At 72.7% G+C, this 22,682-nt stretch carries 25 protein-coding genes and 1 riboswitch; of the genes, 8 read left to right on the top strand and 17 right to left on the bottom strand.

What is annotated here, in order from left to right:
* The first annotated feature begins 14 nt into the window (after positions 1–14).
* The 3 genes from ACVW2K_RS14280 to ACVW2K_RS14270 are packed head-to-tail and all read left to right on the top strand — an operon-like array spanning position 15 to position 2,683.
* Positions 15–806: a maleylpyruvate isomerase family mycothiol-dependent enzyme gene (locus ACVW2K_RS14280; RefSeq protein WP_028636704.1), complete on the top strand. Its 792-nt coding sequence runs from the start codon at positions 15–17 to the stop codon at positions 804–806.
* A gap of 60 nt (positions 807–866) precedes the next feature.
* Entirely contained in the window at positions 867–1,856 is a 990-nt protein-coding gene (locus ACVW2K_RS14275; RefSeq protein ID WP_457202943.1) for an ATP-binding cassette domain-containing protein, read from the top strand.
* Positions 1,853–2,683: an ABC transporter permease gene (locus tag ACVW2K_RS14270; RefSeq protein WP_457202942.1), complete on the top strand. Its 831-nt coding sequence runs from the start codon at positions 1,853–1,855 to the stop codon at positions 2,681–2,683. The genes ACVW2K_RS14275 and ACVW2K_RS14270 overlap by 4 nt, the downstream gene beginning before the upstream one ends.
* A gap of 198 nt (positions 2,684–2,881) precedes the next feature.
* On the opposite strand, the gene ACVW2K_RS14265 is transcribed toward ACVW2K_RS14270, so the two are convergent.
* From ACVW2K_RS14265 to ACVW2K_RS14225, 9 genes are all read right to left on the bottom strand, one after another.
* Positions 2,882–5,884 (bottom strand): ATP-binding protein, encoded by a 3,003-nt coding sequence (locus tag ACVW2K_RS14265; RefSeq protein ID WP_457202941.1) that lies wholly within the window; start codon positions 5,882–5,884, stop codon positions 2,882–2,884.
* Positions 5,865–8,348, bottom strand: a complete 2,484-nt coding sequence (gene pheT, locus ACVW2K_RS14260) for a phenylalanine--tRNA ligase subunit beta (RefSeq protein WP_457202940.1) — start codon at positions 8,346–8,348, stop codon at positions 5,865–5,867. The genes ACVW2K_RS14265 and pheT overlap by 20 nt, the downstream gene beginning before the upstream one ends.
* Before the next feature lie 3 nt (positions 8,349–8,351).
* Positions 8,352–9,458 (bottom strand): phenylalanine--tRNA ligase subunit alpha, encoded by a 1,107-nt coding sequence (pheS, locus tag ACVW2K_RS14255; protein ID WP_028636708.1) that lies wholly within the window; start codon positions 9,456–9,458, stop codon positions 8,352–8,354.
* Positions 9,459–9,543: 85 nt separating this feature from the next.
* Positions 9,544–10,584, bottom strand: a complete 1,041-nt coding sequence (locus tag ACVW2K_RS14250; RefSeq protein ID WP_457202939.1) for a sensor histidine kinase — start codon at positions 10,582–10,584, stop codon at positions 9,544–9,546.
* Positions 10,585–10,593: 9 nt separating this feature from the next.
* Positions 10,594–11,388 carry a TrmH family RNA methyltransferase gene (locus ACVW2K_RS14245; protein WP_028636709.1) on the bottom strand — a complete coding sequence of 265 codons (795 nt, stop codon included), beginning with the start codon at positions 11,386–11,388 and terminating at the stop codon, positions 10,594–10,596.
* Between the two features lie 8 nt (positions 11,389–11,396).
* A complete protein-coding gene (gene rplT / locus ACVW2K_RS14240; protein ID WP_028636710.1) occupies positions 11,397–11,783 on the bottom strand; it encodes a 50S ribosomal protein L20 in 387 nt (128 codons plus the stop codon).
* A 76-nt stretch (positions 11,784–11,859) separates the two neighbouring features.
* Positions 11,860–12,054 carry a 50S ribosomal protein L35 gene (gene rpmI / locus ACVW2K_RS14235; protein ID WP_028636711.1) on the bottom strand — a complete coding sequence of 65 codons (195 nt, stop codon included), beginning with the start codon at positions 12,052–12,054 and terminating at the stop codon, positions 11,860–11,862.
* A 76-nt stretch (positions 12,055–12,130) separates the two neighbouring features.
* Complete coding sequence (gene infC / locus ACVW2K_RS14230) at positions 12,131–12,832, bottom strand: translation initiation factor IF-3 (protein ID WP_457202938.1); 702 nt, start codon at positions 12,830–12,832, stop codon at positions 12,131–12,133.
* A 244-nt stretch (positions 12,833–13,076) separates the two neighbouring features.
* Complete coding sequence (locus ACVW2K_RS14225; RefSeq protein WP_457202937.1) at positions 13,077–13,613, bottom strand: SseB family protein; 537 nt, start codon at positions 13,611–13,613, stop codon at positions 13,077–13,079.
* 61 nt (positions 13,614–13,674) lie between these two features.
* On the opposite strand from ACVW2K_RS14225, the gene ACVW2K_RS14220 reads away from it, so the two are divergent.
* Genes ACVW2K_RS14220 through ACVW2K_RS14200 form a run of 5 tightly spaced genes read left to right on the top strand, consistent with a single transcriptional unit; the run spans position 13,675 to position 16,757 of the window.
* A complete protein-coding gene (locus tag ACVW2K_RS14220; RefSeq protein WP_028636714.1) occupies positions 13,675–14,106 on the top strand; it encodes a hypothetical protein in 432 nt (143 codons plus the stop codon).
* Positions 14,103–15,320 carry an amino acid deaminase/aldolase gene (locus ACVW2K_RS14215; protein ID WP_028636715.1) on the top strand — a complete coding sequence of 406 codons (1,218 nt, stop codon included), beginning with the start codon at positions 14,103–14,105 and terminating at the stop codon, positions 15,318–15,320. The genes ACVW2K_RS14220 and ACVW2K_RS14215 overlap by 4 nt, the downstream gene beginning before the upstream one ends.
* Positions 15,304–15,837, top strand: coding sequence for a uridine kinase family protein (locus tag ACVW2K_RS14210; RefSeq protein WP_457202936.1), 534 nt, complete (start codon positions 15,304–15,306; stop codon positions 15,835–15,837). Before ACVW2K_RS14215 ends, ACVW2K_RS14210 begins: the two co-directional genes overlap by 17 nt.
* Before the next feature lie 10 nt (positions 15,838–15,847).
* Complete coding sequence (locus tag ACVW2K_RS14205; RefSeq protein ID WP_457202935.1) at positions 15,848–15,976, top strand: hypothetical protein; 129 nt, start codon at positions 15,848–15,850, stop codon at positions 15,974–15,976.
* 7 nt (positions 15,977–15,983) lie between these two features.
* Complete coding sequence (locus ACVW2K_RS14200; RefSeq protein ID WP_457202934.1) at positions 15,984–16,757, top strand: aldose 1-epimerase family protein; 774 nt, start codon at positions 15,984–15,986, stop codon at positions 16,755–16,757.
* Positions 16,758–16,777: 20 nt separating this feature from the next.
* Here the strand turns inward: ACVW2K_RS14200 and ACVW2K_RS14195 are convergent, their stop codons facing one another.
* From ACVW2K_RS14195 to ribD, 8 genes are read right to left on the bottom strand one after another with little or no spacing between them, the layout of a single operon-like run.
* Positions 16,778–17,245 carry a PH domain-containing protein gene (locus tag ACVW2K_RS14195; protein WP_028636718.1) on the bottom strand — a complete coding sequence of 156 codons (468 nt, stop codon included), beginning with the start codon at positions 17,243–17,245 and terminating at the stop codon, positions 16,778–16,780.
* Positions 17,229–18,077 (bottom strand): ATP phosphoribosyltransferase, encoded by an 849-nt coding sequence (hisG, locus tag ACVW2K_RS14190; protein WP_457202933.1) that lies wholly within the window; start codon positions 18,075–18,077, stop codon positions 17,229–17,231. The genes ACVW2K_RS14195 and hisG overlap by 17 nt, the downstream gene beginning before the upstream one ends.
* A 10-nt stretch (positions 18,078–18,087) precedes the next feature.
* A complete protein-coding gene (locus tag ACVW2K_RS14185) occupies positions 18,088–18,351 on the bottom strand; it encodes a phosphoribosyl-ATP diphosphatase (RefSeq protein ID WP_028636720.1) in 264 nt (87 codons plus the stop codon).
* Positions 18,348–18,845: a 6,7-dimethyl-8-ribityllumazine synthase gene (gene ribH / locus ACVW2K_RS14180; protein ID WP_028636721.1), complete on the bottom strand. Its 498-nt coding sequence runs from the start codon at positions 18,843–18,845 to the stop codon at positions 18,348–18,350. Before ribH ends, ACVW2K_RS14185 begins: the two co-directional genes overlap by 4 nt.
* A 1-nt stretch (position 18,846) precedes the next feature.
* On the bottom strand, positions 18,847–20,097 hold the full coding sequence (locus ACVW2K_RS14175) for a bifunctional 3,4-dihydroxy-2-butanone-4-phosphate synthase/GTP cyclohydrolase II (RefSeq protein ID WP_457202932.1): 1,251 nt from the start codon (positions 20,095–20,097) through the stop codon (positions 18,847–18,849).
* The gene (locus ACVW2K_RS14170; protein WP_457202931.1) at positions 20,094–20,807 is read right to left on the bottom strand and encodes a nicotinamide mononucleotide transporter family protein; all 714 of its coding nucleotides are present in this window, start codon (positions 20,805–20,807) and stop codon (positions 20,094–20,096) included. The genes ACVW2K_RS14175 and ACVW2K_RS14170 overlap by 4 nt, the downstream gene beginning before the upstream one ends.
* The gene (locus ACVW2K_RS14165; protein ID WP_457202930.1) at positions 20,804–21,421 is read right to left on the bottom strand and encodes a riboflavin synthase; all 618 of its coding nucleotides are present in this window, start codon (positions 21,419–21,421) and stop codon (positions 20,804–20,806) included. The genes ACVW2K_RS14170 and ACVW2K_RS14165 overlap by 4 nt, the downstream gene beginning before the upstream one ends.
* 1 nt (position 21,422) lies before the next feature.
* On the bottom strand, positions 21,423–22,454 hold the full coding sequence (ribD, locus tag ACVW2K_RS14160; protein ID WP_457202929.1) for a bifunctional diaminohydroxyphosphoribosylaminopyrimidine deaminase/5-amino-6-(5-phosphoribosylamino)uracil reductase RibD: 1,032 nt from the start codon (positions 22,452–22,454) through the stop codon (positions 21,423–21,425).
* Positions 22,455–22,528: 74 nt separating this feature from the next.
* A riboswitch (FMN riboswitch) is annotated at positions 22,529–22,658 on the bottom strand.
* Positions 22,659–22,682: the final 24 nt, after the last annotated feature.

Raw genomic sequence — 22,682 nt, 5'->3', positions numbered from 1 at the left:
CTAGGTTCACGACCATGGCGAGACTCTCCGACGACGACTACCTCCACCACATCCGAGCCGAGTCCGCGCGGTTCCGCGCGGTCCTGGCGGACTGCGACCCCGGCGCGCGAGTGCCGAGCTGCCCGGAGTGGGACGCAGGCGACCTGCTCTGGCACCTCGGGGAGGTGCAGCACTTCTGGGGCACCATGCTGCGGCAGCGACCGACCGGGCCCGACGACTACAGCCACGAGCCGAGGCCCGAGACCTACGAGGGCCTCCTCGACTACTTCGACCGCGGCTCCGAGCTCCTGTACGCCGAGCTGGACGGCGTCGACCCGGCCGCCGAGACCTGGACCTGGTCCCAGGACCACACCGCCGGCTTCATCTACCGGCGGCAGGCCCACGAGGCGCTGATCCACCGGCTGGACGCCGAGCTGACCGCCGGCACGGCCACGCCGCTCGACGCGGCGCTCGCCGCCGACGGGGTCGACGAGACCCTGGACGTGATGTTCGGCGGCAAGCCCCCGTGGGGCACGTTCACGCCGTACGACCGGTTCGTGCGTGTCGACGTCACCGACACCGGGGACAGGGTCTGGGTGCAGCTGGGGCACTTCAGCGGCACCGACCCCGAGGGCGCCACCCACGACGCGGAGGACATCGGCGTGGTCGCCGACCCCGGGGTCGAGCCGGGCGCCGTGGTCAGCGGCCCGGCCGGGCCACTCGACGCGTGGCTGTGGCGACGCGGCGACGACAGCGAGGTGACGGTCACCGGCGACCGGGAGGTCTACGACCACTTCCGCGCGTGCGTGAGCCACCCGATCAACTGACGAAAGGCAGTGAAACCCGGGTGAAGGCGGACTGAAACCGGGCGCGTCCATCCTGAGGACATGACACGAGCTCCTGACACCGACCTGGCCGTCGCGGCCGCCGGCCTCGTCAAGACCTTCGGTGACTTCCGCGCGGTCGACGGGATCGACCTCGAGGTACGTCGCGGCGAGGTGTTCGGCGTGCTGGGCCCGAACGGCGCAGGCAAGACCACCACCCTGAAGATGCTGGCCACCCTGCTGCCCATGGACGGCGGGGAGGCCAGCATCTTCGGCGTCGACGTCCGCCGGAACCCCCACATGATCCGGCAGCTCGTCGGCGTCACCGGGCAGTACGCCTCCGTGGACGAGAACCTCACCGGCTACGAGAACCTCTGGCTCTTCGGCCGTCTCCAGGGACTCTCCTCGGCCAGGTCGACGGCCACCGCCGGCGACCTGCTCGAGCGGTTCGGCCTGACCGAGGCACGCGACAAGCAGATCAAGGAGTTCTCGGGCGGGATGCGGCGACGTCTCGACCTCGCCGCGAGCCTGATCTCGCAGCCGCCGCTGATCTTCCTCGACGAGCCGACCACCGGTCTCGACCCGCGCACCCGCGGGCAGATGTGGGACACGATCCGCGACCTGATCCGCGAGGGCAGCACGGTGCTGCTCACGACGCAGTACCTCGACGAGGCCGACCAGCTGGCCGGACGGATCGCGGTCATCGACCGCGGCATCAAGGTCGCCGAGGGAACGCCGGACGAGCTGAAGACCTCGGTCGGCAGCTCGACCCTCCAGCTGCGGATGTCCGAGCCGTCCGACACGGCCGAGGCCGTCGCCGTCGTACGTCGCGTCCTCGGCGAGGAGCCGGTGCTCACGCCCGAGTCGGGCGGCCTGAACGCCGCCCTCACCGACGCCAACCGGGCGGCCGACGTCCTGATCGCGTTGCGGCAGTCCGGCCTCTCGATCGCGTCCGCGACCGTCCAGAAGCCCACTCTCGACGAGGTGTTCATGGCCATCACGGGCCACGGTGCCGACGACGAGGTCAACCCCGAGATGGAGGTCGCCAGATGAGCACCACCCTGCTCCCCGACCACGACACGACCGAGGTGCTGAACCGCACCCTCGTCACCCGCCCGTCGTTGCGCGACACCGTCGACCAGAGCCTCGCGATGGCCTGGCGCGCCCTGAAGAAGATGCGCCGCAACCCCGAGCAGTGGTTCGACGTCACCCTCCAGCCGCTGCTCTTCACGGCGATGTTCGCCTACATCTTCGGCGGCGCGATCTCCGGCAGCGTCGAGGACTACCTGCCGATCGTCATCACCGGCATCCTCGCCCAGACCGCGCTGACCGCCTGCATGGCGACCGGCATCCAGCTCCGCGAGGACATGGACAAGGGCGTGTTCGACCGGTTCAAGGCACTGCCCATCGCCCGGATCGCACCGCTCGTCGGGCCGGCGATGGCCGACCTGATCCGGTACGCCACCGCGGCGACGCTGACGATCCTCACCGGCATCCTGATGGGCTACCGGCCAGGCGGCGGCGTGCCCGGCGTCCTGGCCGGCTGGCTGCTGACGATCGTCGCGGGCTGGTCGCTGGCCTGGATCTTCACCTACTTCGGCACCCGGGCGCGCAGCGCCCAGGCGGTCCAGGGCATCTCGATGATGGTGATGTTCCCGCTCACCTTCCTGTCCAACGCGTTCGTCCCGGCCGACACGCTGCCGGGCTGGCTCGAGGCGTTCGTCAACGTCAACCCGGTGTCGCTGGTGATCTCGGCGCTGCGCGACCTGATGAACGACGGCGTCGTCACCGCGAACGTCGGCTGGGCGCTGCTCGGCTGCGGGATCGTGGTCGCGATCTTCCTGCCGCTCTCGGTCCGGAGCTACAACAAGAAGATGTGATGATCAGCCTTCCGCAGGCCGTCGCGCCCGACGTGGGCTCGGCCGGGTCGAGCAAGCCCCGCGGGTGAGCGGAGCGAGCTCGCGACGGGCGCGTCGAAACCCGGTGAGCCGGGAAGCAGCAACGAGCGGGGCGACCGGGTCTCGATACGCCGTCGCTCGTCCCTCGCGACGGCTACTCGACCACCGAGGGGACCGGGCCTACTCGGCAACCGCGGACAGCTGCGTCACGAGGTCGAGCACCTCGGGGCGGAGCTCGGTCGGCTTGCGGTCGTCGAGCTCGGCGCGGACCCGCGCCTGCTCGCCCGGCAGCACGGCCTCCGCCAGTGCCAGGGCGGGCGCCCAGGCCAGGCTGGGCAGCTGGCGGTTGTAGCCGAACCGGTCGGCGAGGACCAGGAGACGGACCGCGAACGCAGCGCGCTCGGGATCCGGCTCGCCGGCCAGCTCCCAGAGCGCGAGCGCGAACAGCACCGACCCGAACACCGGGTAGTCGAGGAACACGACGGATCCCTCCAGGATCACGGGCGCCTTGCGGATCAGGCCCTCTCGCATGCCCGCCACCTCGGCGCGAGCACCGTGTCGGACGTGCGCGGCCAGCGCCGCCGACTCGGCGTACAGGATCCAGGGCTCGTAGCCGAGCAGCGTCTCCATCCCGGGGAAGCTGCGCGCGGAGAGCTCCCGGACGGCGTCGCGGTAGCCGCGCAGACCGCTCTCGACCTCGCCCGTGGCGAGGTCGACCTCGGGCCGCCCGCAGAGCAGGATGATCGACGCGCCGAAGATGCCGCCGCCGGCGTCCTCGACCTCGATCTCGTCGAAGATCCGGCGGGCCTCCTCGGTCCGGCCGTCCGCCATGGCGCCCAGGGCCAGGACCGCCCGGAGCTGCGCCACGTCCTCCTGGGCGCCCAGGTCGTCGAGGACCGGGATCGCGGCGTGAGCGAATCCGAGGGCCTCCTGGAGGTCGCCGACCTGCATGGTGAGTCCGGCGAGCTGGGCACGGACCAGCGCGGCGGACCACGGGCCGTCGGCGACGTCGTCGGCAAGGGCGAGGGCATCCAGGCCGCTCTGCTTCGCGAGCGCCAGCTCGCCCTGGTTCTCGTGGAGCTGGCAGGACCACTGGAGCGCGACCTGGGCGATCCGGCGGTTCTCGTCGGTCGTGAGTGCCACGAGCGCGTCGAGACGATCCTCGACGATGCTGCGGCGAGCCGCGAGCAGCACCGTCGCGGTGATCTCCGCCCGGGTCCTGCCGGTGCCGGGCCCGAGCTCCTCGAGGCGGTCGAAGGACCGGCCCGCGACCGAGTCGGAGAAGATCAGCGAGTTGAAGGCGATCGCGACCAGCGTGGTGCGCAGCGTGTCCTCGTAGCCCTGGCTCACGCGTCCCTCGACCACCAGGTCCTCGACCTCGGGCGCGATGTTGACGACCTTCAGGTGGCTGCCCTCGATGGTCCAGAAGTCCGAGAGGCAGGCCATCAGGACGACGACCGCGTCCGCGTCCCGCTCGCGCAGTCGGCGCCGGAGGAGGTCGACCAGGTTGCCCTCCTCGCTGCGGATCTCCGTCATGGCCTCCACCTGGTGAGGCCCGAACAGCCGCTCCCCGGTGCGGAGCCCGAAGGCGAGGCCCCAGTCCCGGAACCGCGCCGCGGTGTCGACGTCGTCGCCGGCGTCGACGAGCTGCATCTGCCCGAACTCCCGGACCGTCTCGAGCAGCCGGTAGCGCAGCCCGCCGTTGCCCTCGACGACGGTCACCAGCGACTGGTCGACGAGGCTGGAGAGCGCGGCCAGGGCGTCGTCCCCGACCACGGCGTCGGCGCCGGAGAGCGAGAACCCGTCGCGGAAGATCGCGAGCCGGCGCAGCGCGGTGCGCTGGCTCTCGTCGAGCAGGTTCCAGCTCCAGTCGATGACCGCGAGCAGGGTCTGGTGCCGCTCCGGGGCGTCCCGGCTGCCCCCGCGCAGCAGCGCGAAGCGGTTCTCCAGCCGGCGCGAGATCTCCGCGACCGACATGACCCGCACCTTGGCGGCGGCGAGCTCGACCGCGAGCGGCAGCCCGTCGAGCCGCTCGACGAGGCCGCGCACCTCGGTGGGGTCGAGCCGGGCGCCGGGCCGGGCGGCCGACGCACGCTCGTCGAAGAGCTCGACGGCGTCGTCGAGCCCGAGCTGCGGCAGCGGGTAGACCCGTTCCGCGGCGATGCCCAGCGGCGCCCGGGTGGTGGTGAGCACCCGCAGCGCGGGGGTGCGCACGACCAGCACCGACACCAGGTCGGCGACGGCCTCGACCAGGTGCTCGCAGTTGTCGAGGATCAACAGGGCCGGGGCGCTCCCGACCTGGTCGACGATCCGGCCGAGCAGGTCGGTACGCCGGGCGGCGGAGCTGGTGAGCCGGTCGGTGAGCGACTCGCGCACCCCGAGCACGTCGCCGACCTCCACGGCCACGCCCTCGGGGGAGGTGACACCGGCCAGCTCGACGAAGTGCACGACCGGCTGCTCGGCCAGCCGGCCCATCAGGTGCGCCAGCCGGGTCTTGCCCAGCCCGCCCGCCCCGACGATCGAGGTGACCCGGGAGGTGCGGATCGTCTCGGCGAGCGCGACCACGTCCTCGTCACGACCGATCAGCCGGGAGGCCTCGTAGAGCAGTCCCTCCCGGACCGGATGGTCGCGGGCGAGCAGCTCGGCGTGCAGCGCCTGCAGGACCGGGCTCGGGTCGACGCCGAGCCGGTCGGCCAGCCCGGCCCGGTAGGACTCGAACCGCTCCAGGGCCGCCGGGACACCGCGCACCGCCGCGATCGCACGCAGGAGCGCGGCCACCACGTCGTCGTCGGGCGCGGCGCGCTCCAGCAGCGGCAGCGCGGCGGCGTACTCCCCGGCGGCGGCGAGCCGCAGCCCCTCGGGGCGCAGCGCCCAGGCATCGACCTCGGCGGGCGCCAGGGTGAGGCGGTAGCCGCGGGCGGTCCGCTCGATCACCTCGGGACCGGTCGCGGACCTGGCCCGGGAGACCACGACCTGCAGCGCCCTCCCAGGGTTGGCCGGGACCTCGTCTCCCCAGATCTCCTCGACGAGCGTGGCCTCGGAGAGACCGCGGGACCCCGCCTCGGCGAGGCCCCGCAGCAGCGCGTGCGTGCGCTCACCGGGGACCGGCTGACCGTCCCAGGTGACGTCGTCGAGGACCGAGAGCCGGTGGCCGGCCGGTCGGTCAGCTGCGCTGGACGGCACCGGTCCGCTCGGCGGCGAGGGCCACCGCGGCGTCGCGTGCGGCCGCCGTCTCCTCCTCTGTCAGGGTGCGGTCGGGCGCCCGGAACCGGAGCGCGAACGCGAGCGAGGTGCGTCCCTCCCCCACCTGCTCACCGGTGTAGACGTCGAAGAGCCGGACCGACTCCAGCAGCGGTCCGGCGCCCTCGCGGAGCGCGGCCTCGACGGCTGCGGCGGTGACGCCGTCGGCGACGACCAGCGCCACGTCCTCCTTCGCCAGCGGGTACGTCGAGAACTCCGGCCCCGGCGTGACGTCGCGGGCGTGCCGCATCAGGAGGTCGAGGTCGATCTCGACCGCTGCACTGCGCGCCGGCAGCCCGAACGCCTGGCAGACCTTCGGGTGCAGCTCGCCCGCGTGGCCGAGCTCGACTCCGTTCACCCGGACCTGCGCGCAGCGCCCCGGGTGCCAGGGCGCGCGGGTGGCGGACTCGACCTCGAGCCCGACGCCCAGCTCCGCAGCGAGCCGCCGGACCAGGCCGATGGCGTCGGACCAGCCGGCGTCGCGGCCACTGCCCCACCAGCCCGCCCGCTCCCTCTCACCGGCGAGCACGACGGCCAGGTGCAGCGGCTGCTCGGGAAGCGCCTCGAAGAGCTTCGCGAGCTCGTCGTCGCTGGGCCGCCAGTCGACACCGTAGATCGGCGCCGGGCCGCGGTCGGTGGGGAACGCCACCGTGCCGGTCTCGAACAGCGCGACCCCGGTCGCGCCGCGACCGATGTTGCGCGCGCCGGCCTTGAGCAGGCCGGGCAGCAGGGTCGTCGTGTACGAGGGCTCCTCGCTGGAGAGCGGGTTCGCCAGCCGGACGGTCCGCCGGCGTACGTCGTCGGCCGGGAGCCCGAGCGCGTCGAACGCGGCGTCGCCGACGAACGGGAAGCTGATCACCTCCACGCAGCCGGCACCGGCCAGGGTGCGGCCGACCCGCCGGCGCAGCCGCTGCTCACGGCTCAGTCCCCGGCCGGCGGCCTCGCGCGGCAGCACGGACGGGACGCGGTCGTAGCCCACGATCCGGGCGACCTCCTCGACCAGGTCGAACGGGTCGTTGAGGTCCGGACGCCAGGGCGGCGGGGTGGCGGTGAGGGTGCTGTCGGCCTTGTCGAGCGTGCAGCCGACGGCCTCGAGGTTCGCGACGGTGGCGGCCGCGTCGATGTCGATCCCCGTCACCCGGGCGGGCAGGTCGTAGGAGATCGTGATCTGCGGTGGTGTCGGAGGAGTCCCGACCACCGTGACACCGGGGTCGGCCGTCCCGCCGCCGTACGTCGTCAGCAGCTCGACGACGCGGTCGGCCGCGGCCGGCGTGATGACCGGGTCGACGCCGCGCTCGTTGCGCTTGCCGGCCTCGGAGCCGATCTTGTGCCGCTTGCCGGTGCGGAACATCGAGACCGCGTCCCAGTGGGCCGCCTCGACCAGGATGTTCGTGGTCGAGGCCGACATCTCGGTGGTCTCGCCGCCCATGACGCCGCCGAGGCCGATGATCCCGGAGTCGTCGGTGACGACCAGGTCCTCGGGCGAGAGCGCGCGGTCGACGCCGTCGAGCGTGGTGAGCCGCTCGCCCTCGCGGGCACGGCGCACCCGGATGGGCCCGGTGAGCTTGTCGGCGTCGTACCCGTGGATCGGCCGGCCCGTCTCGAGCATCACGTAGTTGGTGACGTCGACCGCCAGCGAGATCGGGCGCATGCCGGCCTGCTGGAGGCGCAGCGCCATCCAGTCCGGGGTCGGCGCTGCCGGGTCGAACCCGGTCACCTTGCGGGCCACGAAGACCGGGCAGCCGGCCGGGTCGTCGATCTCGACCGGGTGGCCGAGGTCGTTCGGCTCGGGGACGGTGCGCGCCGCGGGGTCGCGGTACGGCGCACCGAACGCCAGGGCCGCCTCGCGGGCGATGCCGCGCAGCGACAGGGCGTAGGCGCGGTCCGGGTTGATCTCGAACTCGATGACCTCCTCGCGGAGGCCCAGCACGTCGAACGCGTCGTCGCCCGGCTGACCGGCGTCGGCGGGCAGCACGATGATCCCGTCGTGGTCCTCGCCGAGGCCGAGCTCGCGGGCCGAGCAGATCATCCCGGCGGACAGGTGCCCGTAGGTCTTGCGCGCGGAGATCTGGAAGTTGCCGGGCAGGACGCCGCCCGGGAGGATCACGACGACCAGGTCGCCGGGCGCGAAGTTGTGGGCGCCGCACACGATGCCCTGGGGCTCGCCGGTGCCGTTGGCGGCGCCGACGTCGACCGAGCACCAGTTGATGGTCTTGCCGTTCTTCTGCGGCTCCGGCTCGACGGTCAGCACGCGGCCGACCACCAGCGGGCCGGTGATGTCGGCGCCGGCGCTGTGGATGCCCTCGAGCTTGAGCCCGAGCGCGGTGAGCCGCGCGGTGAGCTCGTCGGTGGTGACGCCGGCCGGCAGGTCGACGTACTCCCGGATCCAGGAGACAGGGGCCTTCACGCTCTACAGCTCCGTTCCGAAGGCGGTGGTGAAACGGGTGTCGCCCTCGAACAGCGCCCGCAGGTCCTCGATGCCGTGCCGGAACATCAGCGTCCGGTCGATGCCCATGCCGAAGGCGAACCCCGTGTAGCGCTCGGGGTCCACTCCGCAGGCCCTGAGCACCCGCGGGTTGACCACGCCGCAGCCGCCCCACTCGATCCAGCCCTCGCCGCGGCAGGTACGGCACGGCGCGCCGTCCACCTCGCCGGAGCCGCGGCACACGAAGCAGACCAGGTCGACCTCGGCGCTGGGCTCGGTGAACGGGAAGTACGACGGGCGGAAGCGCGTGTTGATCCCGTCGCCGAACATCCGCGCAGCGAAGTGGTCCAGCGTGCCCTTGAGATGGGCCATGGTGATGCCCTCGTCGATCGCCAGGCCCTCGACCTGGTGGAACACCGGGCTGTGCGTGGCGTCGTACTCGTCGGTGCGGAACACGCGGCCCGGGCAGACGACGTAGATCGGCGGCTGGCGCGACAGCATCGTGCGCGCCTGGACGGGCGAGGTGTGGGTGCGCAGCACGAGGTGGTTCTCGGCGGGCTCGGTCCAGAACGTGTCCTGCATGGTCCGGGCCGGGTGGTCCGGCCCGAGGTTGAGCGCGTCGAAGTTGAGCCACTCGGCCTCGATGACCGGGCCCTCGGCGACCTCCCAGCCCATGGCGACGAAGATGTCGGAGATCAGCTCGGCACCGGTCGTCAGCGGGTGGCGGGCACCGGTCGGCACCCGGTCGGTCGGCAGGGTGACGTCGACGGTCTCCTCGACCAGCATCCGCTCCTCGTGCTCGGCCTCCAGCACCTCCTGCCGGGCCGCGAGCGCCTGGTTCACGGCGCCGCGCGCCTGGCCGATGCGCTGCCCGGCCTCCTTGCGCGCCTGCGGCGGCAGCGCCCCGATCTCCCGGTTGGCCAGGGCCAGCGGCGAGCGGTCGCCGGTGTGCTCGATGCGCACCTGCTTGAGCTCGGCGAGGTCGGCAGCGGCCGCGATCGCGGCCAGCGCCGCGTCGCGCGCGGCCTCGACCTCTTCGGGCTTCAAGGGCGTGACCTCCACGGGGTCGTAGTCGGTGTTCGGGCCTGACACGGGGTCGAGTCTAGGAAGCCGGGCACGTGCGACGCGAACCGGTTCACGATCCGTGGTGAACCTGCGACGCGGGGGGCCGGAACCGTCAGGGCACAGGAGGGGCGTCCGTAGCACTCGCTCGCCCGGGCTCGGATGCGGGCAGCGTCACCGTCAGCCGCGCTCCGCCCGGGCCGGCGTCGTCGATCGTGACGGTGCCGCCGTGCGCCTCGACCAGGCCGTGCACCAGGTAGAGGCCCAGCCCCGACCCACCGCTGGCGCCGGACTTCCAGAACTTCGTGAACACCCGGCGGCGGAGATCGGGTGCGATCCCCTCGCCCTCGTCCTCGACCACCAGCTGCAGGCCGGCGCGGACCGGCGACAGCCTGACGGTGACGGTCCCGGACCCGTGGCGGACGGCGTTCTCGAGGAGGTTGGTCACGACCTGCACGAACTTGTCGGGGTCGACCGTGATCTCGGGGACCCCGGGCTCGACGTGCACGACGACCGGACGGCTGGTGCTGGCGCCGACGGAGTCGACCACGCGGCGGACCAGCGCCTCGGCGTCACTCGGCCGGGGGTACAGCTGGAGCCGGCCGGTGTCGATGCGGGCGACGTCGAGCAGCTCGGCGATCAACCGGCTGAGCCGGTCGGCGTCAGCGCTGACGGTGGTCAGCATCAGCTTCTTCTGGTCGTCGTTGAGCTTGTCCCACCGGTTCAGCAGGGCCTGCACGAAGCCCTTGACGCCGGTCAGCGGCGAGCGGAGCTCGTGCGCGACCGTGGCGACCAGGTCCGAGCGCTCACGGTCCAGCCGGGCTCGGCCGCGGCCGGAGCGGATGCTGACCGCGACGCCGTCGACCGGCTCGTGCAGCGCCGCCCGGTGCAGCCGGGCGACCACGAGCACCTCGGTGCCGTCGGGGAGCAGCCAGGACTGCTCCGGGACCGCGGTGCGGGTCGGGAGGCCGTCATAGGGCCGGTTGGTCGAGTACCAGTCGCGGCCGTCCTGGTCCTGGAGGGCCAGCACCTCGGCGAGCGGGCGGCCGACGGGGTCCTCGGCGCCGAGCAGGCGCAGGGCGACGGAGTTGACGGCCGTCACCCGGCCGTCGGGCCCGGCCAGCAGCGCGCCGTCGGCGAGCGCGTCCAGGTCCACGCGGTCACCCTACTGGCGGCGCTGGACCTTGGCGGAGGCGTAGAGGCACAGCGCGGCGGCCGTCGAGAGGTTCAGGCTCTCCGCGCGCCCGTGGATCGGGATCCGGACCCGGTGGTCCGCGAGGTCGGTGAGCACGGCGGGGAGTCCCCAGGCCTCGTTGCCGAACAGCCAGGCGGTCGGCGCCGCCAGCAGGTCGTCGGCGTGGTCGAGGTCGAGCTCACCGGCGCCGTCCGCCGCGAGCACCTGGAGACCGGCGTCCCGGGCGGCACGTACGGCGGCCGCCGGGTCCGGCTCGGTCGCGATCGGGAGGTGGAAGAGGCTGCCGACGCTGGCCCGGACGGTCTTGGGGTTGTACGGGTCGACGGAGTGGCCGGCGAGGACCACGGCGTCGGCGCCGGCGGCGTCCGCGCAGCGGATGACGGTGCCGGCGTTGCCGGGGTCGCGGACGTCGGCGCAGAGCGCGACCAGCCTGGCCTCGTCGACGACGTGGTCGACGGGTCGGTCGAGGAACCGGCACACGGCCACCAGGCCGGCCGGGGTGACGCTGTCGCTCAGCCCGTCCATGGCCCCGTCGTCGACCAGGGTCCACGCGGGGGCGGCGGCCGCGAGGTCGGCGTACTGCGCGGTCGCGGCGGGGGTCGCGAACACCTCGACCACACAGCCTGGCACCTCGAGGGCGCCCTGGACGGCCTTCGGGCCGTCGGCAAGGAAGAGCCGCCGCTCGGAGCGTTCCGAGCGGCGGCTGAGCTTCCGGCTCTCCTTGACGCGGCCGTTCCCCCGGGTCAGGGGGGTGCCCGCGGTCAACGGAGTGTTCAGGCCGAGACCTTGGGCGCGTTGACGTCCTCGGGCAGCGCGGCCTTGGCGGTCTCGACGAGCGCGTTGAACGCGGCGATGTCGTTGACGGCCAGGTCGGCGAGGATCTTGCGGTCGACCTCGACACCGGCCAGGCTCAGGCCCTGGATGAACCGGTTGTAGGTCATGCCCTGGGCGCGGGCCGCGGCGTTGATCCGCTGGATCCAGAGCTTGCGGAAGTTGCCCTTGTTCTTGCGGCGGTCGTTGTAGCTGTAGACGAGGGAGTGGGTGACCTGCTCCTTGGCCTTGCGGTAGAGCCGCGAGCGCTGGCCGCGGTAACCGCTGGCGCGCTCCAGGACGACCCGGCGCTTCTTCTGGGCGTTCACTGCCCGCTTGACGCGTGCCACTGTCTTACTCCTTGTTGCAGAAAATCGGGGTCCGGGGTCGAGACGGGCTCGACGACCGGGTGGTCGGGGCGGGGGGTCAGAGACCCAGCATCTTCTTCGCGCGCGGGACGTCGGCCTTGGCGACCTCGACGGTGCCGGTCATGCGACGGGTCACCTTGGAGGGCTTCTTCTCCAGGTTGTGGCGCTTGCCAGCCTTCTCGCGCAGGATCTTGCCCGACCCCGTCACGCGGAAGCGCTTGCTCGCACCCGAGTGCGTCTTGTTCTTCGGCATCTCACTATCTCTCTTGTCGTCCTGCGGTGGCTCGGGCAGGCGCGTCTCCGGGACGCGCCCCCCGTCCGGTGTGGTCTCAGGCCTCGATCTCAGGATCGAGGTTCTCGGAGCGGCCACGCTCCTTCTTCTGGGCGACCGGTCCGGCGGCGTGGGCTGCGTCGCGCTCGGCGCGCTCCTCCGCCACGACAGCCGCGCGCTCGGCGGCGCGGGACTCCTTGTCGGCTGCCAGGTCGACCTTGGCGTCGGCCTTCTTCTTGTGCGGGCCGAGCACCATGACCATGTTGCGGCCGTCCTGCTTCGGGGACGACTCGACGAAGCCCAGCTCGGTCACGTCCTCGGCGAGGCGCTGCAGCAGCCGGAAGCCCAGCTCGGGCCGGTGCTGCTCGCGACCGCGGAACATGATCGTGATCTTCACCTTGTCGCCGGCGCGGAGGAACCGGACCACGTGACCCTTCTTGGTCTCGTAGTCGTGCGCGTCGATCTTCGGACGAAGCTTCATCTCCTTGATGACGACGTTCGTCTGGTTACGGCGTGCCTCGCGGGCCTTCTGCGCGTTCTCGTACTTGAACTTGCCGTAGTCCATGAGCTTGCAGACGGGCGGCTTGCCCTGAGGTGCGATCTCGACGAGGTCGAGGTCCGCCTCCTGGGCGAGCTTGAGCGCCTGGTCCGTGGGGACGATGCCCACGGTCTCCCCGTTGGGTCCAACGAGACGGACCTCGGGAACCCGGATCCGGTCGTTGATACGAAGCTCGGTGCTGATGTGTCCTCCTGGTGGCAATGTGGCCGGTCGTCCCTGCGCTCCGCCGCCCCCGAGGGCCCTGCGAAATCGACAAAGGCTTCCGCTGTCATCAAGCGGAAGCCAGTCCGATGCCACCCACACGGGGTACACCACCTACGAGGCCGGAGCCTCCAGGACCGGACCCGACGACCTGTGGAGCAGGGCGGTCGATGCGGGTGGGAGGCGATCGTGCGAGCCTCCGCTTGTGGATCCGCTCCGTCACGGGTGTGGCGGAACAGATCGGTCAACGCTTGATGGTAACCGAAGATTCCCCGTCGGGCCGAATCCAGACGACGTGCTCCCCCGCGCGCGCGAGCGCCCAGCCGTCGGCGATCCGCTCGAGGTCCTCGCCCTCGACGACGAAGCGCACCGGCCCGGCGACGTCCACGACCAGCGCGGCGGCCCCGTCCTGCACGGCGGACCGGGCCGCGAGCGTGGTCGCGACCGGCACCGGGCGGCCCTGCGGGTTCCAGGCGGCGAGGGCCTCGGTGCCGGTGAACGCGAGCAGCGCGAGCCGCCCGTCCGCTCCCCGGAGCAGCACCGTCGCCATGTCGCTGCTCTTGTCGTGGGCCAGCCCCGCCTCGTCGTGCTCGACCTCGCCGAGCACGGCCACGACCGGCACCAGGACCCGCTCGGCGGCGAGCGCGGCCAGCGCCTCGGCGTACGATGACCGGCCGGCGGCCCAGGCGGTCAGCGCGGCCGTCAGCGCCGCGGGGGCGGCACCGTCGTCGCCGGCGAACCCGGGGTCCGGGATCACGCGGTGCTGCCCGGGCTCGGTCACGCGGCCATTCTCCCGGTCCTCCGGGCCGTCTCCAACTTCGCCCGTGTGGGATTCTGGACACGTGGACGACGCAGCCTGGGCAGCACTCACGCTCAGCCTCACGGTGCTCGGCGGCATCTGGACCTGGATGGCGTTCCGGCGGCACGGGGCGGTGGCCGCGATGCGCGCGCTCGGCTTCACCCTGCTGCCGCTCGCCGCGTACCTGACCAAGACCCTCCAGATGTTCACGCACATCGCGAACGCGGTGACCGACTGGGTGGCACACCTCGTGCTGAGTCCGGTGGTGTGGTTCGGATTCCTGCTGGGCGGGGCGGGGATCGTGCTGATCGTGGTGTCCGGCATGATGCGCTCGCGCCGGCTCGGGACGGCACAGGACGGCTCGGCGAAGGAGCTGCCCGCGGGACGCGGGCCGCGATCGGCGCCCGTCGTCACCGACACCGACCCCGAGATGGCCGAGATCGAGGCCATCCTGCGCAAGCGAGGCATCAGTTGAGCTCCAGCCCCGTCGACCGCAACCGCCTGTGGTCCCGACTGGACGACGCCGTCGCCAAGCAGGGCGTACCGCTGCCGACACCGGTGTTCGTCGTCGATCTCGATGCGTTCGACCGCAACGCCGACGACCTGGTCCGACGTGCGGGTGGCAAGCCGGTCCGGGTGGCCTCGAAGTCGCTGCGGGTGCCGGTGCTGATCGAGCGGGCGCTCGCCCAGGAGGGCATGCACGGCGTGCTCGGGTACACGCTGCGCGAGGCGCTCTGGCTGCAGCAGCAGGGCATCTGCGACGACATCGTGGTCGCCTACCCGACCGTCGACCGCGGCGCCCTGGCCGAGCTTCTCGCGTCCCCGGCCGCGCTCGCGGCGATCACGCTGATGGTCGACGACCCCGCCCACCTCGACGTGGTCGACTCGGTCCGGATCAGCTCCTCGGAGCAGGTGCGGGTCGCGGTGGACGTGGACGCCGGCCTGCGCGTCGCCCGCCAGCACGTCGGCCCGAAGCGGTCGCCGCTCGGCGACGTCGCCGCGGTGCTGCGGCTCACCCGCGAGATCAGCTCTCGTCCCGGATTCCGGCTCGTGGGCGCGATGACCTACGAGGGCCAGGTCGCGGGCGTCCAGGACGCGGTCCCGACCTCACGTGCCCGGTCGGCGATCGTGCGGCGGGTGAAGTCGCTGTCGATCAACCAGCTCGCCGTACGCCGTCGTGAGGTCGCCGCGGCCCTCGCGGACGTCGCAGACCTGGAGTTCTGGAACGGCGGCGGCTCCGGCTCCGTCGAGGAGACCGCGGCCGACCCGGTCGTGACCGAGATCGCGGCCGGCTCCGGGCTGCTCGTGCCGACGCTGTTCGACCACTACCGCTCGTTCGCGCCGCGCCCGGCGTCGTACTTCGGCCTGCCGGTGACCCGCAAGCCGACCGCCGAGATGGCGACGGTGCACGGTGGTGGGCTGATCGCGTCCGGCCCGATCGGCGCCGACCGGCTGCCGACGCCGTGGGCGCCGGCCGGGCTGGAGCTCACCGGCCTGGAGGGCGCCGGCGAGGTGCAGACCCCGCTGACCGGTCCGTCCGCGGCGCGGCTCGAGATCGGGGACCTGGTGTGGTTCCGTCACGGGAAGTCCGGCGAGGTCTTCGAGCACGCGACGACCGTGCACCTGCTCGCGGGCGACGAGTTCGTCGACTCGGTGCCGAGCTACCGCGGGTGTGGACAGTCCTTCTGAGCGGGTCCTCGACCTCGCCCGGAAGCGACCGGCGACGCTCGGGCCGGCTCGGCTGATCTGCATCGACGGGCCGTCCGGGTCGGGCAAGACGACGCTCGCGCTCTCGCTCGTCGGACCGGGCGTGCGCGTCGTGCACATGGACCACCTGTACGACGGCTGGGGCGGGCTGCCGACCGTCGACTCGCAGCTCGCGTCGCTCCTGGTGCCGCTGGCGTCGCGGAGCGCCGGGACCTACCGGCGCTACGACTGGGACGCGGGCGCGTACGCCGAGACGGTGGTCGTGCCGCCGACCCCCCTCCTCGTGGTCGAGGGCGTGGGGTCCTACTCCCCCGCGTTCGACGAGCTGGTGACCGTGCTGGTGTGGGTGGAGGCCCCCGCGTCCGAGCGGCTGGGGCGAGCGCTCGCGCGCGACGGTGCGGCGCACGAGCCCGAGCTGCGGCAGTGGGCGATCGACGAGCACGAGCACTTCGCCCGCTCCGGCGCGCGGGAGCGGGCCGACCTCGTCGTACGCGCCTAGGGTGAGGCGCATGCTCGCGCCCAGTGGTGACCAGTTCGAGATCAGCGGCGACGGCTATCGCGCCGTCGTCACGGAGAGCGGTGGCGCGCTGCGGGAGCTGTCGTACGACGGGCCGGGCGCTGATCGACGGCTTCGGTGAGGACGAGATGGCGCCGGGTGGCCGCGGCCAGCTGCTGGTGCCATGGCCGAACCGGATCGGCGACGGCGCGTACTCGTTCGGTGGGCGGGACCTCCAGCTCCCGCTGACGGAGCCCTCCCTGCACAACGCCTCGCACGGGTTGGCGCGCTGGGTCGCCTGGTCGCTGGAGGAGCACACCCCCCGGTCGGTCTCGCTGGCGTACCGGCTGATGGCGCAGACCGGCTATCCCTGGACCCTCGACCTCCGCGTGGTCTACGACCTGTCAGCGGACGGGCTGACGGTGACGCAGTCGGCGACCAACATGTCCGCCTCGGCCGCGCCGTACGCGAGCGGGGCGCACCCGTACCTCTCGGTCGGACCGGGTCCGGTCGACGGCTGGGAGCTCACGCTCCCGGCCTCGACGCGGTCCCTGGTCGACGACCGGCTCCTGCCCGTGGGGCGGTCCGACGTGTCCGGCACGGACCACGACTTCCGGGTTGCCCGGCCGATCCGGCACGTGGGGTTCAACGACGCGTTCACCGACCTGTCGCGGGACGGCTCCGGGATCGCGACGGCGGTCGTGCGCGATCCGTCCTCGGGTGCCGGCGTCGCGCTGTGGGTCGACGGGTCGCACCGCTGGCTGCAGGTGTTCAGCGCGGACGACGTGCCGCGGACGGCGCGGCGGTCACTGGCGGTCGAGCCGATGACCGCGCAGGCCGACGCGTTCCGCTCCGGCGAGGACCTCGTCGTGCTGGAGCCGGGCGCCGACTTCTCGGCGTCCTGGGGGATCCGGGCGGTCTGAGCGCCCCTCCCGCCGGTCTCTCAGCGCGCACCCGTCTGCCGCTCGACGACCGCGCGCAGCTCGCGGACGGCGCTACGGGCCCGGTCGCCGTCGGATCCCTGGATGCCCATCGCGGCGACGGTGGTGCCGTCGGCGAGGTCCAGCGTGACCCACGGAGCGCCGGGCGGGAGGCGGACGGCGACGACCTGCGGCCACTCGAACTCGCGCCGGCGGTAGCCGTTCACGACCACCAGCCGCTGCTGCTCGGCGACGACGCGGGAGCGCACGAGCGCGAACCACAGGGCGAACGCGAGCAGCCCGAAGAACGCCAGCGTGCCGCGCTCGAACGCGGTGAACTTCGCCTGGGTCTCCTCGTCGAAGCCGATCCAGGCGAGCGCGCACACGACCACGAGGCCGCCGCCGAGGACGGCGCCGGCGAGGCGGACGCCGAACGGCCGCCAGGTGTGCGGGAGCGCCACCGCGCCCGGTGACTCAGAGCCGGCAGGCATGGATGTCCGTGAGCAGGATGCCGCGGGCGCCGATGTCGAACAGCTCGTCCATCAGCCGCTGGGCGCCGTCGCGCGGGACCATCGCGCGCACCGCCGACCAGCCCTCGCGATGGAGGGGGGCGACGGTGGGGCTCTCGATGCCCGGCGTGAGGCGCACGGCGTCGGCGACCCGGTCGGTCGGGATGTCGTAGTCCATCATCACGTAGCTGCGCGCCACAAGGACGCCCTCGACCCGGCGCCGGAAGACCTCGAAGCCCTCCGGGACCGCGCCGGTGTGCGTGATCAGCACGGCCTCGGAGTCCAGGATCGTCTCGCCGAAGACCTCGAGCCCGGCCTGGCGGAGCGTGCTCCCGGTCTCGACGACATCGGCGATCACGTCGGCGACGCCGAGCTGGACGCTGGTCTCGACGGCGCCGTCCAGCCGCGTCACGGTCGCGTCGATGCCACGCTCCTCGAGGAACGACCGCACGACGCCGACGTACGACGTCGCGATCCGCGCGCCCGCGAGCTGCGCCAGGTCGTCGTACCTCCCGGCGGGTCCGGCGAACCGGAACCGGCTGCGACCGAAGCCCAGGCCCAGCACCTCCTCGGCCTTGGCGCCGGAGTCCCGGAGCAGGTCACGGCCCGTGATGCCGACGTCGAGGGTGCCCTCGCCGACGTACAGGGCGATGTCGCGCGGGCGCAGGTAGAAGAACTCGACGCCGTTCTCGGTGTCGGTGAGCGTCAGCTGCCTGGCGTCGTCGCGCTGCCGGTAGCCGGCCTCGCGCAGGATCTCGGACGCCGACTGGGAGAGCGATCCCTTGTTCGGGACCGCGATGCGGAGCAGTGCCATGAGTGGATCCTCAGAGGTGTGCGTAGACGTCGTCGAGCTCGATGCCGGCGGCCAGCATCAGCACCTGGGCGTGGTAGAGCAGCTGGCTGATCTCCTCGGCGGCACGGTCGCGGCCCTCGTGCTCGGCGGCCATCCAGGACTCCGCGGCCTCCTCGACCAGCTTCTTCCCGCAGGCATGGACGCCGCCGTCGAGCTGGCGGACGGTGCCGGATCCCTCGGGGCGGGACCGCGCCTTCTCGCTCAGCTCGGCCCAGAGCTCGTCGAACGTCTTCACGGTCGACCAGCGTACGGCGTGTGGTTCGCCAGCTCCTTCAGGGTCCGGGCGGTGAGCAGGGCCGCGGCGGTGGCCTCGTAGCCCTTGTCCTCGCGAGACCCTTCGAGCCCCGCTCGGTCCAGCGCCTGCTGCTCGTTGTCGCAGGTGAGGACGCCGAAGCCGACCGCGACCGTGTGGTCCAGCGCCACCCGGGTGAGCCCGTCGGTGGCGGCGTTGCAGACGTAGTCGAAGTGCGGCGTGCCGCCGCGCACGACCACCCCGAGGGCGACGACGGCGTCGTACCCCTCCCGGGCGAGCGCGCTCGCGACGACGGGCAGCTCGAAGGTGCCGGGCACCCGGACGGTCAGCGCGGAGGCGCCGAAGTCCGCCAGTGCCCGCGCCGCGCCGGCGAGCAGCCCGTCCATCACCTCGGTGTGCCAGCTCGCGGCGACCACGGCGACCCGCAGGCCGCCGGCGTCGAAGGTCTCGGCGTCGGGCGCGCCGTGTCCGGCCATGTCAGGCTCCGTCCTGGGTGAGGTCCTGGGTGAGGTTGGGCAGGTCGTGGCCCATCCGGTCCCGCTTGGTCAGCAGGTAGGCGATGTTGTGGTCGTTGGGGTGCGGGGTCAGCGGCACCCGGGCGGCCACGTGGACGCCGAAGTCCTCGAGGTTCTCGACCTTGTCCGGGTTGTTGGTCATCAGCCGCACGCTGGCGACGCCGAGATCCCGCAGCACCTGCGTGGCGGTGCCGTAGTGGCGGGCGTCGGCCGGCAGCCCGAGGTCCAGGTTGGCGTCGACGGTGTCCCGGCCGCCGTCCTGGAGCTGGTAGGCCTGCAGCTTGGCGACCAGGCCGATCCCCCGGCCCTCGTGGCCGCGGAGGTACACGATGACGCCGCGGCCCTCCGCGACGACCCGCTCCAGCGCCTCCTCGAGCTGCGGGCCGCAGTCGCACCGGTCGCTGGCGAAGACGTCCCCGGTCAGGCACTCGGAGTGAACCCGGGTGAGCACCGGGTCGTCGCCCGACACGTCGCCGTACACGAGCGCGATGTGCTCGGAGTCGTCCACGGTGATCCGGTAGCCGTACGCCGTGAACTCACCGTGCCGGGTCGGCAGCCGGGTCTCGGCGACCCGCTCGACGAGGTTCTCGTGCCGGCGCCGGTAGCGGACCAGGTCGTCGATCGAGATCATCGCCAGGCCGTGCTCGTCGGCGAACTCGCGCAGCTGGGGGCCGCGCTTCATGGTGCCGTCGTCGTTCACGACCTCGACCAGCACGCCGGCAGGGGTCAGGCCGGCGAGCGTGGCCAGGTCGACCGCCGCCTCGGTGTGGCCGCGGCGCACCAGCACGCCGCCCTCCCGGTAGCGGAGCGGGAACACGTGCCCCGGCCGGGTGACCTCCCACGGCTCCGTCGCCGAGTCGGCCAGCACGCGCACGGTGTGCGCCCGGTCGGCGGCGGAGATGCCGGTGGTCACGCCGTCGCGGGCGTCGACCGAGATCGTGTACGCCGTGCGCAGTCGGTCCTTGTTGTGCGGCGTCATCAGCGGGATCTCGAGCCGGTCCAGCATGTCGGCCGGCATCGGCACGCAGATCACGCCGCTGCTGTAGCGGATCGTGAACGCCATCAGCTCCGGTGTCGCCTTGCTGGCGGCGAAGATGATGTCGCCCTCGTTCTCGCGGTCCTCGTCGTCGACGACCACGACCGCCTTGCCGGCGGCGATGTCGGCGATCGCCCGCTCGACGGTGTCGAGCTGGATCTTCTCGTGCTGGCTCATGCCGGCACCTCCTCGGGGACGGGTCCGGGCGTGGCCGGCGAGCGGGTGGCGCGCCACCAGGTGACGAACCCGACGACGCACAGGCCGCCGTAGAAGACGTAGAGGATCGCCGACGGGTAGTAGCCGGAGTGCCACAGCAGCGGTACGCCGACGAGGTCGACGGCGATCCAGGCCAGCCAGAAGTCGTTCCACCCGCAGGCCATCGCGTAGGTCGCGAGCATCGAGCCCACGAAGATCCACGCGTCGCACCAGTAGTACCAGCGCGGTGCCGGCCAGCCCGCGCCGACGACGCTGAACACCCATTGGCACACGAGGACGCCGGCCGCCGCGGCGACCAGGTAGGCGACCCGCTCGCGCGCGGTGGCCCAGCGCGGGTCGATCGCCGGCGCGTCTCCCCCGGCACCCAGCTCCTGGTGCAGCCGCTTCTGCTCGTTCCATCGGTACCAGCCGTAGATGCTGGTGATGACGAAGAAGACCTGTCGCCCGGCCTGCCCGAACAACGGCTGCTGCGCCTGGGCGTCGAAGGTCGCGGCGACGAACACCGTGAACAGCAGGACGTTGCCGACGATGCCCACCGGCCACGCCCACACCCGTCGGCGCAGGCCCCCGACGGCGGACGCGAAGCCGAACGCGTTGCCGACGATCTCGCGCCAGGTGATCTGGTGACCCGAGATGGTCAGGTGCGCGTCGTACAGGGTCGAGAGGCTCATCGGCTCTCTCCGCTCGGGACGGACCCGGTGAACGGGAGCAGGCGCTCGACGTACTTGGCGATCACGTCGACCTCGAGGTTGACGCGGTCGCCGGGCTGCCGGGTGCCGAGCGTGGTGCGGGCGAGGGTCTCCGGGATCAGGCTCACGGTGAACCGGTCGTCGCCGGCCTCGACGACCGTGAGGCTGACGCCGTCGACGGTGATCGAGCCCTTGTCGACGAGGTAGCGCGACAGCGCGGCCGGCATGGCGATCTCGACGACCTCCCAGTGCTCGCTGGGCGTCCGGCTCACGACCTCCCCGACCCCGTCGACGTGGCCCTGGACGATGTGGCCGCCGAGGCGCTTGTCGGCGGTGACCGCGCGCTCGAGGTTGACGGTGTCGCCGGGGCGTACGCCGTACAGGCTCGTCTTGTCGAGCGTCTCCTGCATCACGTCGGCGGTCCAGATGTCGCCGTCGACGGTCGTGACCGTCAGGCAGCAGCCGTTGACCGCGATCGAGTCGCCGAGACCGGCGTCCGCGAGCACGGTGGTCGCGCGGATGCTGAGACGGATCGCGTCGCCCTGGTCCTCGACCGCGGCGACGGTGCCGAGCTCCTCGACGATTCCGGTGAACATGTCAGGCTCCTTCTGGTGCGAGCGTGAGGCGCACGTTGGGCGGGTCGCCCTGCAGCACCGTGATGTCGGTGACGCGGGGACGGAACGCATCCGCGATGGTGGTGATTCCGAGGTCGGCGACGGCCGAGCGGCCGGCGCCGAGCAGCATCGGCGCGACGTACGCGACGATCTCGTCGACGAGGCCGTTGCGGAGGAACGCCGCGGCGAGGGTCGGCCCGCCCTCCAGGAAGACGTGCTGGCGGCCGAGGTCGTGCAGCTCGGCGAGCGCGGTCTTCGGGTCGCGGGTGCGCAGGTGCACCGACTCCGCGTCGGCGTTGAACACCCGCCGCCCGGGGTCCAGGTCGCGCTCCCCCATCACCGCACGCAGCGGCTGGTGTGCCAGCGGCCGGTCGTGCTCGTCGCGGACGGTGAGCAGCGGGTCGTCGACCGCGACGGTGTTGGCGCCGACCAGCATCACGTCGCACTGCGCGCGGAGCCGGTGGGTGTCCACCCGCGCGGCGGGCGAGCTCACCCAGCGGCTGGTGCCGTCGGCCGCGGCGCTGCGCCCGTCGAGGGTGGTCGCGAACTTCCAGGTGACGAACGGCCGCCCGTGACGCACGCCGAAGGCCCAGAACCTGTTCAGAAGTCCCGATTCAACCGTCAGAAGTCCCGACTCGACGTCGACGCTGGCCGCGCGCAGCGTGTCGGCGCCGCCGGCGGCGGCCGGGTTGGGGTCGTCCTGCGCGAAGACCACGCGGCGTACGCCGGCCTCGACCAGCGCCTGCGCGCACGGGCCGGTGCGGCCGTGGTGGTTGCAGGGCTCGAGGGTCACGACGGCGGTGGTGCCGCGGGCCCGGTCGCCGGCTCGGGCGAGCGCGTCGACCTCGGCGTGAGGGGTGCCGGCGCCGCGGTGGAAGCCCTCGGCGACGGTCGCGCCGGTGTCGTCGAGCAGCACGCACCCGACGCGCGGGTTCGGCCCGAGCGGGACGCCTGGGGTCGCGGCCAGCTCGAGGGCGCGCCGCATCGCGGCCTGCTCGGCCGGGCTGAACGCCATCTGGTGCCCCTCGTGTCCGGTCGCGGACTCCGGGGCTGACGGGTCCCACGCGTACGACGTACGCGTGACGACACCTGCGTGCGCTTCCCATCCGGACTTTGACCGTCGGTCCAGGAATCCCACCTGGTCAACCGGCCACTGGCTGTGACCGGGTCGCGGACTGTTACCGCCGGCTCGGAATTTCACCGACCCCAGAGCACGCGAGCTGCTAGCTCGTCGGGACGAGTC

The sequence above is a fragment of the Nocardioides sp. HB32 genome, from assembly GCF_054058995.1.
Note: the sequence above shows the minus strand (reverse complement) of the source record. Positions and strands in the feature narration are given on the sequence as shown.

Excerpts from the sequence above, each read along its gene's own strand:
- ACVW2K_RS14195 (WP_028636718.1), bottom strand. The coding sequence starts at position 17,245 with ATGCCTGCCGGCTCTGAGTCACCGGGCGCGGTGGCGCTCCCGCACACC.
- ribH (WP_028636721.1), bottom strand. The coding sequence starts at position 18,845 with ATGGCCGGACACGGCGCGCCCGACGCCGAGACCTTCGACGCCGGCGGC.
- ACVW2K_RS14170 (WP_457202931.1), bottom strand. The coding sequence starts at position 20,807 with ATGAGCCTCTCGACCCTGTACGACGCGCACCTGACCATCTCGGGTCAC.
- ACVW2K_RS14200 (WP_457202934.1), top strand. The coding sequence starts at position 15,984 with ATGGCGCCGGGTGGCCGCGGCCAGCTGCTGGTGCCATGGCCGAACCGG.
- ACVW2K_RS14270 (WP_457202942.1), top strand. The coding sequence starts at position 1,853 with ATGAGCACCACCCTGCTCCCCGACCACGACACGACCGAGGTGCTGAAC.
- ACVW2K_RS14275 (WP_457202943.1), top strand. The coding sequence starts at position 867 with ATGACACGAGCTCCTGACACCGACCTGGCCGTCGCGGCCGCCGGCCTC.
- ACVW2K_RS14280 (WP_028636704.1), top strand. The coding sequence starts at position 15 with ATGGCGAGACTCTCCGACGACGACTACCTCCACCACATCCGAGCCGAG.
- rpmI (WP_028636711.1), bottom strand. The coding sequence starts at position 12,054 with ATGCCGAAGAACAAGACGCACTCGGGTGCGAGCAAGCGCTTCCGCGTG.
- ribD (WP_457202929.1), bottom strand. The coding sequence starts at position 22,454 with ATGGCGTTCAGCCCGGCCGAGCAGGCCGCGATGCGGCGCGCCCTCGAG.
- ACVW2K_RS14165 (WP_457202930.1), bottom strand. The coding sequence starts at position 21,421 with ATGTTCACCGGAATCGTCGAGGAGCTCGGCACCGTCGCCGCGGTCGAG.
- ACVW2K_RS14175 (WP_457202932.1), bottom strand. The coding sequence starts at position 20,097 with ATGAGCCAGCACGAGAAGATCCAGCTCGACACCGTCGAGCGGGCGATC.
- hisG (WP_457202933.1), bottom strand. The coding sequence starts at position 18,077 with ATGGCACTGCTCCGCATCGCGGTCCCGAACAAGGGATCGCTCTCCCAG.
- ACVW2K_RS14205 (WP_457202935.1), top strand. The coding sequence starts at position 15,848 with ATGCTCGCGCCCAGTGGTGACCAGTTCGAGATCAGCGGCGACGGCTAT.